Below are 13,459 nucleotides of genomic sequence, written 5' to 3'. Positions count from 1 at the left end.
ACCACCGAGATCTACACGCAATTCTCATCGTCGGCAGCGTCAGATGTGGAGAAACCCCCGCCACGGCGCCGGCCGGCGCGTGCAGGCGGCACGGCAGCTCGACCCGGAACACGGAACCCTCGCCGGGCGCGCTGCTGCACTCGATGTGGCCGCCCATCAGCCGCACCAGCCGCCGGCAGATCGCCAGCCCCAGGCCCGTGCCGCCGTACTGGCGGCTGATGGTGCTGTCGGCCTGGATGAACGGCTCGAACAGCCGATGCTGGGCCTGCGCGTCCATGCCGATGCCGCTGTCGCGCACCGTGTAGCACAGGCGCCAGTTGCCGCCCCGCCCCGCTTCGGGCCGGGCCTCGAGCGCGATCTCCACGCTCCCCGCCGGCGTGAATTTGATGGCGTTGCTGACCAGGTTGCCCAGCACCTGGCGCAGCCGGGCCGCGTCGCCATACACCTTGCGCGGGCAATTGCCAATCCGCACCGCCAGCCGCAGGCCCTTGGCGTCGGCGCTGGCGCGGTGCAGGGCCGCCACCTGGCGCACGGGTTCGGCCGGGTCGAACAAGCCCTGCACCAGCTCCATGCGGCCCGATTCGATCTTGGAGAAATCGAGCACCTCGTTGATGATCTGCATCAGCTCCAGCACGCCGCTGTGCACATTGCGGGCGTAGCCGCGCTGGGTGGCGTCGAGCTGGGTCCCCAGCATCAGTTCCGACATGCCGACGATGGCGTTCATCGGGGTGCGGATCTCGTGGCTCATCATGGCTAGGAAGCGCGACTTGGCCTCGCTGGCCGCGTCGGCCATGCGCATCAGGGCCCGCGCCTGCTCGGCGTCGCGCTCGCGGCGCTTGAGCAACTGGCCCATCATCCGGAACGCCATCGACAGCGCCGCCAGACTGGCCAGCGCGATGCCGCCCAGCAGGCGCAAGTTGCGCCAGTAGCCGGCCAGCAGCAACTCCTCCGTGATGGTGGCGTTGATCACGAGCGGATAGTTGCGCACCAGCCGCACGGCGCCCATGCGGAACACGGGCTGGCCGCCGGCCGCCTCGCGCGGTCCCGACGACAGCCGCACGTCATGGTCGAGGCCCCGGGCCAGCACCCGGCCGGTGTTGCCGGTGTTGAAGCGTTTGCCCATCAACTGCTCGACCTGCGGCCAGCGCGCCAGCAGGGTCTGGTCGCGCCGGTACAGCGAGATGGCCGCGTGCTCGCCCAGGCTCACGTTGCGGAAGAAGCGGCTGAAGAAGTCGCACGACACGCCCACCAGCACCACGCCGGCGAAGCGCCCGTGGCTGTCGTTCAGGCGCCGGCTCACGTAGAAGGTCCAGTTGCCATTGCCCTTGTTGCGCACCGGCACGCTCAGGAACGCCGCGCCGTCCGCGTGGTCGCGGTGATAGGCGAAATAGTCGCGGTCGGCCAGCGAGATGGGCGGCGGCGGATAGACGCGCGTGAAATTGAGCACCGTGCCGTCCGCGTCCGCCACGGTGGCCACGTCCACCTGGGGCAGGCCGCTGATCTTGTCGCGCATGGTCTGGAACAGCTGCTCGGTGCCGGCGGCGGCGGCCAGCGGGCCGGGTCCGCGCGACTGGGTCGCGCGCACCACCTCCGTCAAGCTGTCCAGCACCAGGTAGGTGGAGGCCATGGTTTGCGACACGTTCTCGGCCAGCACCAGCGACAGGCTGCTCATGTCGCCGCGCCAGTCCTCGATGGCGCGCTGGCGCAGCAGCCACGCCGCGCCCACGGTGGCCAGGCACAGCAGCACGATCACGGCGCCGCCGATCACGGCGGCCGCCCGGCGCGCGCTCAGCCCCGTCCAGCGCAGCGGGTGGCGCCAGGCGCGCCGGCGCGCGCCTTCGCCGCCGGGCGCCGAAGGCGCGGCGTCGCCCCCGCCTGCCGTCCTGCGCCCCGTCATCGGCCCTCCGCCGGCCCGCCCTGGTAGTGCATGATGCTGTCGCTGACCTCGTCCATCACCAGCCCGAACTGCTGCTCCAGCGCCGGCCACAGGGCCGCATAATCCACAACGGCGCCGGCGCCGGCGCCGGCCTGCGATTCGATCTGCTGCAGCAGCGCGCACAGCGCGTGCGCGCCCACCAGCACGGCGCTGCCCTTCAAGGCGTGGCTCTCGTGCGCCAGCGCGCGCGCGTCGCCGCCCGCGCGCGCGGCGCGCATGCGCGCCAGCGCCGGCGGCGCGATGGCCAGGTACACCTGCGACAGGCTGCGGAACGACGCCAGGTCGCCGGCCACGGCCTTCATCAGCACCTCGGGCGCGATTGCCCGGTAGCGGGTGGCCGTCATGCCGTCTCCACGGCCGGCAGCGGCGCGCGCACCGGGCGCTCGGGCGGCGTCAGCGGCGGCAGCACGACGGTGAACACGCTGCCCTGCACCGCCCCCGGCTCGCCCCAGATGCGCCCCTCCATCAGCCGCACCAGCCGGGCCGCGATGGCCAGCCCGACGCCGGCGCCGCCCTTGGCGCGGCTGGCCGAATCATCGAGCTGGGTGAAGATCTGGAACAGCCGCCGTTGCTGCTCGGGCGAGATGCCGCAGCCGGTGTCGGTCACGCGCAGCAGCAAGCCTTCCGGCACGCGCAGCACGTCGAGCTGCACGGCGCCGTAGCTGGTGGCCGCCAGCGCGTTGCGCAGCAGGATGTCGAGCACGCGCAACAGGCGCGCCCGGTCGCACACGAATTGCTCGGGCAGGTCGGGGCCGTAGTTGACGCACAAGCCCACATGGCGCTCGGCCGCCGCGTCGCGCTGCATGCCGAGGGCCTGCTCCATCACCTCGCGCAAAGGCTCGGCCTGCAGCGCCAGCACGGTGCGCCCCGATTCCAGCGCGCTCAGTTCCAGCACCGACTCGATCAATCCCAGCAGGCGGCGCCCGCTCACCTGCACGGCCCGCGCGAAGCCGCCCAGCCGGCTCTCGCCCAGCTCCTCGGCCAGCAACTCCGAATAGCCGAGGATGCCGTTGAGCGGCGTGCGCAACTCGTGCGACATATTGGCCAGGAAGCGCGACTTGGCCAGGCTGGCCGCCACGGCCTGCTCGCGCCGCGCGATCAGCTGGGCCACCAGCATGATGATGGCGCCGCTGAACAGCGCGATCAGGGCCGTGGTGGCAGCCGCCAGACGCAGCGCCTGGTGGCGCCGCACGTCGAAGTTGGCCATGCGGTCCTCAAGGTCGATGCCGACCACCACGTACAGGGGGAACCGTTCCAGCTTGGCATAACGGTAGAGGCGACGCCGGCCGTCGATGGGGCCCTCGGTCGTCAGCCCGCCGCGGCCCTGGGCCAGGATGTTGGCGAACAGCGAGCTGGCATGGACGTCCTGGCCCAGCGACGCCTCGCCGCCCACGCGCCGCACCCGCATCACGCCGTCGCCCCCCACCAGCGCGATCACGCCGTGCGGACCGACGTCGATCTCGCGGTACAGGCGCACGAAATACTCGGGATCCATGGACACCACCACCACGCCCTTGAAGCTGCCATCGGGATTGTTGATGCGGCGCGTCAGCTGCAGCGACCACTTGCCCGACACCCGCCCCAGCACGGGCCGGCTCACGTACAACTGCCCCGAGTCGGCGCGCATGTGGACGCGGATGTGCTCGCGGTCGCTCAGATTCATGGGGGTGAACGGTTGGCTCGACAGCACCACGTCGCCATGCTGGTCCACGATGGAGAACAGGTTGTACAACTCCAGTGTGCCGAGACCGCTTTTCAGTTCGGCCGGTATGTCCAGCGCCCTGCCCTGGCTCAGGTAGCGGTGGCGCAGGAAGATGACGGCCTGGTCGGCCGCCTCCAGCGTGCGGGTCGCATGCTCGTCCGACAGGCGCACCAGCGCCTGCGCGTCGCGCCCGGCGTCGGCGAGCTCGGTGCGTTCGGCGTCGGCCAGCTGGGTCAGCGTCAACCACCACAGACCGGCGGTCAGCAGCAGCGCGAAGCAGGCCACCAGCCAGCGCACATCCAGTTTCTTGACCGACCCTCGCCACATTTCGCTCTCCCCGCCGCGGCCGCCACCGGCCGGGGTGGCCGCGCGCTGCGCCTGCAGTCAGATAGTGCTCCAGTTTCAAAGAAATGTCAAATTCGTTGAATTTGATGAAATCATTTCAATACATTTCAGCCACGCAGGCGCTGGGCGATGCAGGCCCGCAAATACCCGCGCAACTCGTCGTAATTGACGGGCTTGGCGAAGAACACCACCCCCGGCGGCACCCCGCCGCGCTGCTCGAGCTGCTGCTCGGTCAGGCCGGACAGGATGGCGATCTGCATCGTGGCCAGCTTGGGATCGTCCAGAATGGTCTTGATCACCTCATAGCCGTCGATGCCGTCCATCACTATGTCGGCCAGCAACACGTCGGGCTGGCTGCGGGCGATCTGCAACAAGGCCTGGTAGCCGTTCTCGCAGAACGTCAACCGCACGGGCAGGTCCCAGGCGTCCAATTGCCGCTCGTACAGGGCGCGCTGCATGGGGTTGTCCTCGATCACCATGATGGCGACGCGGCCGTCGGCGGCCGGCGCGCGGGCCGGGCCCATGGCGGCCGTCCCGGTGCCGGCGCGCGCGGCCGCGGCCGGCGACGGCGTGGACTTATAGGCCAGCACGGCATGGCGCGGGATGCGGCGGTGGCCCCCCTTGGTCTTCCACGCCTCGATCACGCCCGCTTCCACCAGTTGTTGCACCGACGACACAGAAATCCCGAGGATCTCCGCCGCCTGTTGCGTTGTGCACACCTCGTCTGGTGGTTCTTCCTTTATTTTCATGGCAGGAACTTTCGGCAACATTAATTTTCGCAATTCCAACAAATCTCTAATAAATTCATTATAATTGTTCCAAGCGGTCGGAATTTTACTGATTTACCCTCCCGCCGCTAAGGGCATTATGCCGCCAAAACGTCTGCAGCGATAGCAGCGGGCCGGGCTGGCCGGATGCGAATTTGCGAAATGCACGGAAATACCGTTTTTTCCCAAACAGGAACAAGGCATGCCCGGTAGCGGCGCGAGGCTAATATGAACCGACCAGATCCCCCCTTCCAGCACTACCGGCCTGACGGCGCCGCCGTGCCGCCGGGCCCGGCCCGGCCCGGCGTGGAGAGCCTGCGCCCCTTGCCGCTGCTGGGCGCGGCCCTGCTGCTGCTGGGCGCCCTGCTGTACGCCCCGCGCCTGGCGGCATGGGAACACACCTTGGTGGTGCTGGTCCTGGTGGCCGGCGGGGCGGGCCTGACGCTGCGGGCGGTGCTGGAATCGGGCCGGCTGCTGTCGTTCAGGACGTCGCCGCCGCCCGCCAGCGCCAGCGCCATGCCGCCGCCACCGGCCCCGCGCCCCCTGCTGCGCCTGATCACGCCGGCCGCCGCGCCCGCCGCCACATCGTCGGCCACGTCGTCGGCCACGTCAGCGGCCCCCGACACGGCGCGGGCGGCCGCTGGCGGCCCGGACGCCGTCGCCGACCCGCTCACGGGCAGCTACAGCCAGCGCGAGTGCCGCAAGATGCTGGCCCTGATGTTCGTGCGCGCCAGCCGCTTCCAGAGCCCGCTGGCGCTGGTGATGGTGCGCGTCGAGCAGCTCGACCGCATCGACGCCCTGTTCGGTGCCGAGGCGGCCGGCAAGGTGCTGGTCGAACTGGCCGCCTTCCTGCGGCACCAGGTGCGCGGCAGCGACGTGGTGGCGCGCTGGGACGACGCCAGCTTCGCCCTGCTGCTGCCGGGCACCGCGCAGGACGAGGCGGACGACCTGGCGGCACGCCTGCACCAGCTGATCGGCCACACCTTCTTCGCCGGCTTCAGCCACCTGAGCTGCGCCATCGGCGTGGCCGACAGCCGCCAGCACCGCAGCGCCGAGGCCCTGGCCAGCGCGGCCGCGCGCCTGGCCGTGCCCGAGGCGCCGGCGCACCACCCCGCAACCCGAACCGGAGCCTGATTTTGATGGACGTACTGATCGTCGACGACGAACAAACCAACCTCGAGCTTTTCAGCCACATGCTGGCCACCACGGTCGGCGCCACGCCGCGCCTGGCCAGCGACCCGCTGGCCGCGCTCGACTGGTGCGCCGCCAACGAGCCGGACCTGGTGCTGCTCGACTACATGATGCCGGTCATGGATGGCCTGGAATTCCTGCGCCGCTTCCGCGCGCTGCCGGGCAAGGCCATGACGCCGGTGGTGATGGTGACGGCCGTCACGGAGTCCGCCGTGCGCCAGCAGGCCTTGCAACTGAGCGCCAACGATTTCCTCACCAAGCCCGTCAACACGGCCGAACTGCGGGCCCGCGTGGGCAACCTGCTGACGCTGGGCAAGGCCCAGCGGGAACTGGCCAACCGCGCCAACTGGCTGGCCGACGAGGTGCGCAAGGCGACCGCCGCCATCGCCGACCGCGACCGTGAAATCATCCTGCGCCTGTCGCGCGCGGCCGAATACCGCGACCCGGAAACGGGCGACCACCTGCTGCGCGTGGCGGCCTACGCGGCCCTGACGGCGCGCGGCCTCGGCATGTCCCAGGATGAATGCGACCTGGTGCGCGACGCCGCCCCCATGCACGACATCGGCAAGGTGGGCATCGCCGACGCCATCCTGCTCAAACGGGGCCGGCTCACCAGCGAGGAGGTGCGCGTCATGCGCGGCCACGCCCGCATCGGCGCCGGCATCCTCGAAGGCAGCAGCTCGCGCCTGCTGCAGGTGGCGGCCCGGATCGCGCTGTCGCACCACGAGCGGTTCGACGGCAGCGGCTACCCGCAGGGCCTGATCGGCGCCGCCATCCCCATCCACGCCCGCATCACGGCCGTGGCCGACGTGTTCGATGCGCTCACGTCGGATCGGCCCTACAAGCAGGCGTGGCCGCTGGAAGCGGCGGCCGAACACCTGCGCGCCGGCGCCGGCACCGATTTCGACCCCGAATGCGTGCGCGCTCTGCTGGCCGACTGGCCGGCCGTGTGCGCCATCCATCAACAGTACAACTCGTCCCCCTCCCAGACTGAAAGGAAAGCAGCATGACCACCGCGCCCCGCCGCCCGCACAAGCCACGCAACCCGCACCGCCTGCTCGACACCGTGATCGCGCGCCATGACCTGAAGAACGACGCCGCCCTGGGCAAGGCGCTGCAAGTGTCGGCGCCCCGGCTGAGCAAGATCCGGCACGGCAAGCTGGCGGTGAACGCCGACCTCGTGCTGCGCATCCACGAGACGTTCATGATCCCCATCGCCGAGCTGAAAAGCCTGACCATGGAATGTATTTGACGCCACGACGCGGGAGGGCCGGCCCGCGCCGGCTTTCGCCTCCCCGTTTGACCCAGATCAAACCTGAATGACTATTCACTTGCTATTCTGAATCTAACGAATCGGAAAGCGCAATGAATGCCACCCAGCGGCCCCCGGCCGTCCACCACGCCGCGCACGCGGCGCCCAACGCGCCACCGTTGCGCCCCCCCGCCCTGGAACGACTGGGCCTGCAACGTCTGCGGGCCCTGCCGCAGCCGGCCGAACGGGCCATGCATGCCCAGCACGACGCGGAACTGGAGCAGATGCTGCCCGTGCTCGGCCCCATGTTCGGCCTCGGCATGCTGTTGTTCACCGTGTGGGACATGCTGCTCGATCCCCACCTGGCCCGCTACACGCTGGCGCTGCGGGCGCTGGCCGTGCTGGCCGGCGGCGCCGCCTACTTCCCCAACGCGCTGCGCTGGAGCGTGGAACGGCGCTGCACCCACATCTACGTCACCCATGTCTGCGCGCTGATCCTGTGCGCCTTCATGCTGCCGCAAGGGCTGGTGTACGGCCTGGCCGGCATCGCCGCCTGCCATTTCACGGCCGCCCTGTGCACGCTGCGCCTGCCCGTGTTCGCGCGCATGCTGGCCGCGCCGACCGTGCTGTACGTGGGGCTGAGCGCGTGGCGGCTGCCGTGGTTGCTGTGCGTGAGCGGCTTGATGCAATACGCCTTCACCGTTGCGCTGGCCGTCGTGATGCTGCTGGTGATGCGGGTGTTCCAGCAAAAGTCCTTCCTGCTCGAACAGCAGTTGCTGCACCTGTCGCAGCACGACAGCCTGACGGGCGCCTGCAACCGGCGCTACCTGGAGGAAGTGGCCGAGCGCGAACTGGCGCTGGCCCAGCGGCACGGCCGCAAGCTGGCCGTGGCCATGCTCGACATCGACCACTTCAAGCAGGTCAACGACCAGTACGGCCACGAGACGGGCGACCGGGTGCTGCAGGCGCTGGTGGGCAGCTGCCAGGGCGCATTGCGCGAGATCGACCATTTCGGCCGGCTCGGCGGCGAGGAGTTCGTCTGCGTGCTGCCCGAGACGGACCGCGAGGATGCGCTGCGCTGCGCCGAGCGGCTGCGCCACAGCCTGTCCATGCTGGCCGTGCCGACGCCGTTCGGGCCGCTGCATTTCACCGTCAGCGTCGGGGTGGCCGTGTACGGTCCGGGCCACGCCAACTGGCCGGCCTTGCTGCACGACGCCGACCTGGCCCTGTACCGCGCCAAGCACGATGGCCGCAACCGGGTGGTGCTGGCCAGCGCGCGTTGAGGGGATGTCGCGGGGCCGCGTCAGGCCAGCCGCACGAGGGGATTGGCGATCAGGTTGTCGATCTGGCGGATCGCCTCGTCGCAGGCGGCGGCGATGGCGTCGTCCTCCGTCTCGCGCAGGAACTGCATGGTGGCGCCTTCGAACACCTCCACCCCGTCCACGCCGGCGCGGGCGATGTCGCAGCTGGCCGTCCACCGCTTGTCGCTGGTGGGCAGGGCCACCGGCATGATTTCCCAACCCTTGTAGTGGATTTTCGACTGCTGTTCCATGGCGTTCTCCTTTGCCGCTCGCCGCCCGCCGCGGTAATGGCCGGCGTCCCGGGCGGACGCCAGCCTACAGACTAGCACGAAGCTACGCCACGCGGCGGCACGCGTGGTCAAGCCCGGCGCGGCCGGTCACGGCTGCAGCGTGCGGCCGATCGGCTGGTCCATATTGGCCAGGAACCAGGACAGGGTCGCCATCACGGCCACGTGGCGCCGCAGGTCGTCCGGGTTGACCTTGTCGAGCGTGTCGGCCGCCGTGTGGTGGTAGTGGAAATAGCTGTGCGTGTCCACGTGCGGCTCGAACACGGGCATGCCGGCCTTCTCCAGCGGATGCAGGTCCGCCGCGCCGGCCTCGTCGCGGCGGGTGAAGACGCCGGCGCCGATAGTCTCCAGCGCCGCCATCAGCGGCGCGAACAGCGGCTCCGCCCTGGGCGCCACGCTCGACAGCACGCCGAACGGGCGGCCGGAGCCCGAATCGCTCTCGATGCCGGCCACCTGCTTGTCGAGCCGGTCCTGGTGGGCGGCGAAATAGGCCTTGCCGCCACGGGTGCCGTTCTCCTCGTTCATCCACGCCACCATGCGGATGGTGCGGCGCGGCTGCAGCTTGAGCTTCTTGAGCGTGGCCAGCACGCCCATGGCGCCGGCCACACCGGCGCCGTCGTCGTTGGCGCCGGTGGCCAGGTCCCACGAATCGAGGTGGCCGGACACGAGCACCACCTCGTCGGCCTTGTCGGTGCCCGGCAGGTCGGCGATCACGTTGTAGCTGTCGGCGTCGGGCAGGGTCTGCGGCGTCAGGGTCAGGTGCATCTTCAGCGCGCCGCGCGCGGACAGGCGCGTCATCAGCAGCGCGTCCTCCGTGGTGACGGCGGCGGCCGGGATGCGGGCCTTGTCGTCGAGGAAGGTGGCGCCCGTGTGCGCGATGCGGTAGTCGGCGCCGCCCACGGAGCGCACCAGCGCCGCCACCGCGCCCAGTTCGGCCGCCTTGCGCGGGCCGTTGACGCGGTAGTCGGCGCCGTGGCCGTAGGCCGGGCCGGCCATGCCGCGCTCGGCCATCTGCTGGTCGAACGGCACGTCGAACAGCACGATGCGGCCCCTGGCCTCGGCCGCGCGGGCTTGCAGCTCGTCGAAGCTGTGCACCACCAGCACCGGCGCCGTGAGCCCGGCGGCCGGGGTGGCGCCCGAGCCGCCCAGGGCCGTCAGCACCACGCGCTGGGTGATGCCGGCCGGGCGGCCGGCGTAGTCCACCAGTTCGGCCGTCTCGGCCCCGCGCACCCAGTGCGGCACCTTGACCGGCTGCAGCGTGACCTTGGCCCCCAGCTTGCGCATGGCCTCCGCCACCTGCTCCACGGCCGCCGCCGCGCCGGGCGAACCGGACAGGCGCGGCCCGACCAGGTCGGTCAGGTCGGCCAGGCGCTCGTAGGCCCAGTTGTCCTGCATGGCGCTGTCGCGGATGCTGGCCAGCGTGGCGCTGTCATTGGCCGGGGCGGCCAGCGCGGGCAAGGCGGCGGCGCCCAGCAGGCAGCCGGCCAGCATGGTCAGTACGGGCTTGCGGCCCAGGGCGTGCTTGAAAACGGTGTTCATTCGTGTCCTGTCTCTCGGATAATGAAGGAGTATTTCATTGTTGACAATCTTTCCCTGGCGGATGGCGAGGGGATAGCAACAATAGCGTATTTGTCTATTTTTCGCAGCAAGCATGCTGTTTTTGCCAGCCCGGTGCGCTGTTGATCCGGCGGCAAGCTTGCCTTACCATGGGGGCTCGTGCCCAGCCGTGAAGGAGGCGTCCATGCTCAAAGGGAAACTGTGCACCGTGCGCCACCTGCTCACGGCCGACCTGAACACCTTCATCGCGCTGGTCAACGACCTGCCCTCGCGCGGCGACTATTTCTCCAGCCAGTTCAAGTCGCCCGAGACCATGCGCAGGGAATTCATGCAGAACGGGTTCGCCTCCGAGGACAGCGAACTGTTCGTCATCGAGGACCTGGCCCACCACATCGTCGGCGTGGTCACCCATTTCAAGGCGCGCACGCCGACCATGCGCGAGATCGGCTACCGGCTGTTCGACCAGACGCTGGCCGGGCGCGGCTATGTGACGGAAGCGTGCACGCTGCTGATCGACTACCTGTTCAACGTGAGCCAGTACCACCGGATCGAACTGATGACGGCGCCCGCGAACACGGCCTCGGTGCGCGTGGCCGAGAAATGCGGCTTCACGGCCGAAGGCACGCTGCGCCAGTCGTTCTTCATCAATGGCCGCTTCCAGGACGTGACGCTCTACAGCCTGTTGCGGCCCGAATGGGAAGCCCGGCGCGCCGGTCTGGCGGGGGTGGCGGCAAATGTTACACGGCTGCCCCGAATGTAAGAATGTGTATAAGGCATGGTGATTTTTTTCCCGGGCGATATAGTTAAGCGCATACGACGGCGGAACTGATCATCCTGATCGGCGCCGATGCAAGGAGAAACACCATGTTGAACAAGACAATCCTGGGTGCGGTCACGCTGGCCGCGATGGCTGTATCGTCCGCCGCCATGGCCGGCGACCGGGACTTCAACACGGCGGCCGGCGCCGTGATCGGCGCGGCCATCGGCAGCAACGCGGGCGGCCGCGACGGCGCCATCGTCGGCGGCCTGGTGGGCGCGGCCGTGGGCAACAGCATCAGCACGGACGACCGGGGCTACCGGCGCGGCTATACCGAAACCCGCGTCTACACCCAGCCGGCGCCCGTCTACTACCAGCAGGCGCCCGCGTACTACGCGCCGCCGCCGCGCTACTACGGCCCGCCGCGCGTGGTCTATGTGGCGCCGGCGCGCCCCTACTACCGCGAAGACCGTGGCCGCGGCTACTACGAGCATGAACATCACCACGGCTACGAACGCGGTTACGATCGGGGTTACGAGCGAGGCTACGAACGCGGTTACGGCCGTTGACCGGACCGCTGACCGTTACGCGCCGCCCCCCCAGCGGCCAAGGCCTGACGCTTCCGGCGTCAGGCTTTTTTTATTGCGCGACAACAACTCGCAATGGTTTTTTCCGCTCCGTATGGTGCGGCGCGGGCAACCCAAACGATGCTATGGTGATCGGACTGCTTGAACATGGATCAGGAAGGAGCAGATCATGCAACAGAACCGATACCAAACCTGCATCGAAGCGTGCGCCGAGTGTGCGAATGCCTGCGACATGTGCGCGGCCGCCTGCCTGGGCGAAGAGATGGTCGGCCCCATGACGCGCTGCATCGCGCTCGACGTCGACTGCGCGCAGTTCTGCCGACTCGCCGCCGCGATGATGGCCCGCGAAAGCGAAGGCGCCAGCCTGGTTTGCCAGGCCTGCGCCGAGCTGTGCACGATGTGCGGCGATGAATGCGCCAAGCACCGCGCCACGCATTGCCAGGATTGCGCGGCGGCGTGTCGCCGTTGCGCGGCCGCATGCCGGCTGATGGGCACCTTGGCGGCAGGCGGGCGTTCGACCCCGGCCGGGGTCACGGCGCACTAGGCGGCGCCGGGCCATGGCCAGTCCGACGTCCCCGACGAAGCTTGCACCGGAATACAGGGCACAGCCACGGCTGAGCAGGCCGGCAGCGCCCGCCTGATGGGGCGGATATCCCAGCGCTTGCCCGCCCTTTTCGCCTCCCCCCGCTACAACGGCATGACGGCACGATGCCGGCGGGGGAATCATGACGGACACTATCATCACCTTGGAACTGGGCCACTACCGGCTGCGCGAGCAGATCGCCGGTTCGGCCTACGGCGTGATCTGGCGCGCCAGCGGGCCGCGCGCCACGCGCGACGTGGCCATCAAACTGATCAACCAGGAGCAGATGGCGCGCGCCCTGCCGGAACAGCGCGCGCGCTGGATCGACAGCGCCCGCAACGAGATCGCCTTCCTGCAATCGCTGGAACCATGGGACGAGCGCCACATCGTGCGCCTGCTCGACAGCGGCTGGCACGACGGCTTGCCCGTGCTGGCGCTCGAATTGATGGGCAGCGACCTGGCGAAGCACACCACGGCCCTGAAGACGCGCGGTGAGACCGTCCCGCTGCCGCAGTTGCTGGACTGGATCGCGCAACTGAATCAGGCGCTGGCCAAGGTCCACCAATACGGCTGGCGCTATCTGGACCTGAAGCCGGCCAACGTGCTGCTGGACCCGCAACTGTCCACCGTCAAGCTGGCCGACTTCGGCACCAACCGGCCGCTCGATCACCTCCAGCCCCACTCCTACGCCGGCACCGCCAACTGGCAGGCGCCGGAACAATTCTTCCCCGGCGCCGACGGCGGCTATGCGACCGACACGCGCAGCGATTACTTCTCGCTGGGCGCTCTGCTCTACTTCCTCGCCACCGGCGGCGAGCCGCTGCGCTTCTGCAGCGCATGCGGCCAGGCCTACCGTGTCCACCACACGGCCGGCGCCGGCGTGCTGCGGCAGGCGCACGGCGGCGCCGTCCCGCCCGCCCTGAGCGAGGACGAGGCACAGCACTTCGGCGACGCCATCGCGCGCGCGCGGCCGCAAGCACGCACGCCAGCCCTGCAACTGCTGCGCGCCCTGCTGGCCACCGATCCCGCGCTGCGGCCCAGGCACGCCGTGCAAATCAGCCGCCTGCTGGACGCCATCCGCCATACGCTGCCGCTCGCGCCCCTCGCGAGCGGGCATGCACTGACCCACGGCCTGGCGCGTCCCACCGCCGCCAATGGCTGGCGCGCCATCCAGAGCGCATGATGGGACCGACC

Annotated in this window: 14 protein-coding genes; 8 read left to right on the top strand and 6 right to left on the bottom strand. The window is 69.6% G+C overall.

Annotation, left to right across the window (positions count from 1 at the left end; all coding sequences use genetic code 11):
- The 4 genes from AC1RQG_RS22430 to AC1RQG_RS22415 form a co-directional block, all read right to left on the bottom strand.
- The coding region (locus AC1RQG_RS22430) for a sensor histidine kinase (protein WP_493134699.1) at positions 1 to 1,897 on the bottom strand (1,897 nt) is incomplete at its 3' end.
- The gene (locus AC1RQG_RS22425) at positions 1,894 to 2,280 is read right to left on the bottom strand and encodes an Hpt domain-containing protein (protein WP_493134697.1); all 387 of its coding nucleotides are present in this window, start codon (positions 2,278 to 2,280) and stop codon (positions 1,894 to 1,896) included. The genes AC1RQG_RS22425 and AC1RQG_RS22430, both read right to left, overlap by 4 nt.
- The gene (locus AC1RQG_RS22420; protein WP_493134695.1) at positions 2,277 to 3,965 is read right to left on the bottom strand and encodes a sensor histidine kinase; all 1,689 of its coding nucleotides are present in this window, start codon (positions 3,963 to 3,965) and stop codon (positions 2,277 to 2,279) included. The genes AC1RQG_RS22425 and AC1RQG_RS22420 overlap by 4 nt, the downstream gene beginning before the upstream one ends.
- 125 nt (positions 3,966 to 4,090) lie before the next feature.
- Entirely contained in the window at positions 4,091 to 4,732 is a 642-nt protein-coding gene (locus AC1RQG_RS22415; RefSeq protein WP_493134693.1) for a response regulator, read from the bottom strand.
- A gap of 246 nt (positions 4,733 to 4,978) precedes the next feature.
- Here AC1RQG_RS22415 and AC1RQG_RS22410 point away from each other — a divergent pair, with 246 nt between their 5' ends.
- The 4 genes from AC1RQG_RS22410 (at position 4,979) to AC1RQG_RS22395 (ending at position 8,476) form a co-directional block, all read left to right on the top strand.
- Positions 4,979 to 5,884, top strand: coding sequence for a GGDEF domain-containing protein (locus AC1RQG_RS22410; protein ID WP_493134691.1), 906 nt, complete (start codon positions 4,979 to 4,981; stop codon positions 5,882 to 5,884).
- A gap of 5 nt (positions 5,885 to 5,889) precedes the next feature.
- A complete protein-coding gene (locus AC1RQG_RS22405; protein WP_493134689.1) occupies positions 5,890 to 6,951 on the top strand; it encodes an HD-GYP domain-containing protein in 1,062 nt (353 codons plus the stop codon).
- Entirely contained in the window at positions 6,948 to 7,193 is a 246-nt protein-coding gene (locus AC1RQG_RS22400) for a helix-turn-helix domain-containing protein (protein WP_493134687.1), read from the top strand. Before AC1RQG_RS22405 ends, AC1RQG_RS22400 begins: the two co-directional genes overlap by 4 nt.
- 113 nt (positions 7,194 to 7,306) lie before the next feature.
- A complete protein-coding gene (locus tag AC1RQG_RS22395) occupies positions 7,307 to 8,476 on the top strand; it encodes a GGDEF domain-containing protein (protein ID WP_493134685.1) in 1,170 nt (389 codons plus the stop codon).
- 20 nt (positions 8,477 to 8,496) lie between these two features.
- Here AC1RQG_RS22395 and AC1RQG_RS22390 read toward each other — a convergent pair whose 3' ends face one another.
- Both AC1RQG_RS22390 and AC1RQG_RS22385 read right to left on the bottom strand, forming a co-directional pair.
- Positions 8,497 to 8,745, bottom strand: a complete 249-nt coding sequence (locus AC1RQG_RS22390) for a hypothetical protein (RefSeq protein ID WP_493134683.1) — start codon at positions 8,743 to 8,745, stop codon at positions 8,497 to 8,499.
- A gap of 126 nt (positions 8,746 to 8,871) precedes the next feature.
- Positions 8,872 to 10,320, bottom strand: a complete 1,449-nt coding sequence (locus AC1RQG_RS22385; protein WP_493134682.1) for a M20/M25/M40 family metallo-hydrolase — start codon at positions 10,318 to 10,320, stop codon at positions 8,872 to 8,874.
- Between the two features lie 202 nt (positions 10,321 to 10,522).
- Here AC1RQG_RS22385 and AC1RQG_RS22380 point away from each other — a divergent pair, with 202 nt between their 5' ends.
- The 4 genes from AC1RQG_RS22380 (at position 10,523) to AC1RQG_RS22365 (ending at position 13,448) form a co-directional block, all read left to right on the top strand.
- The gene (locus tag AC1RQG_RS22380) at positions 10,523 to 11,098 is read left to right on the top strand and encodes a GNAT family N-acetyltransferase (protein WP_493134680.1); all 576 of its coding nucleotides are present in this window, start codon (positions 10,523 to 10,525) and stop codon (positions 11,096 to 11,098) included.
- A 104-nt stretch (positions 11,099 to 11,202) separates the two neighbouring features.
- Positions 11,203 to 11,664, top strand: a complete 462-nt coding sequence (locus tag AC1RQG_RS22375) for a YMGG-like glycine zipper-containing protein (protein ID WP_493134678.1) — start codon at positions 11,203 to 11,205, stop codon at positions 11,662 to 11,664.
- 187 nt (positions 11,665 to 11,851) lie between these two features.
- Positions 11,852 to 12,226: a four-helix bundle copper-binding protein gene (locus AC1RQG_RS22370; RefSeq protein WP_493134677.1), complete on the top strand. Its 375-nt coding sequence runs from the start codon at positions 11,852 to 11,854 to the stop codon at positions 12,224 to 12,226.
- A gap of 181 nt (positions 12,227 to 12,407) precedes the next feature.
- Positions 12,408 to 13,448 (top strand): serine/threonine-protein kinase, encoded by a 1,041-nt coding sequence (locus AC1RQG_RS22365; RefSeq protein WP_493134675.1) that lies wholly within the window; start codon positions 12,408 to 12,410, stop codon positions 13,446 to 13,448.
- The last annotated feature ends 11 nt before the right edge of the window (positions 13,449 to 13,459 follow it).

The sequence above is a fragment of the Rugamonas sp. GW822-FHT03B10 genome (assembly GCF_058801745.1).
Note: the sequence above shows the minus strand (reverse complement) of the source record. Positions and strands in the feature narration are given on the sequence as shown.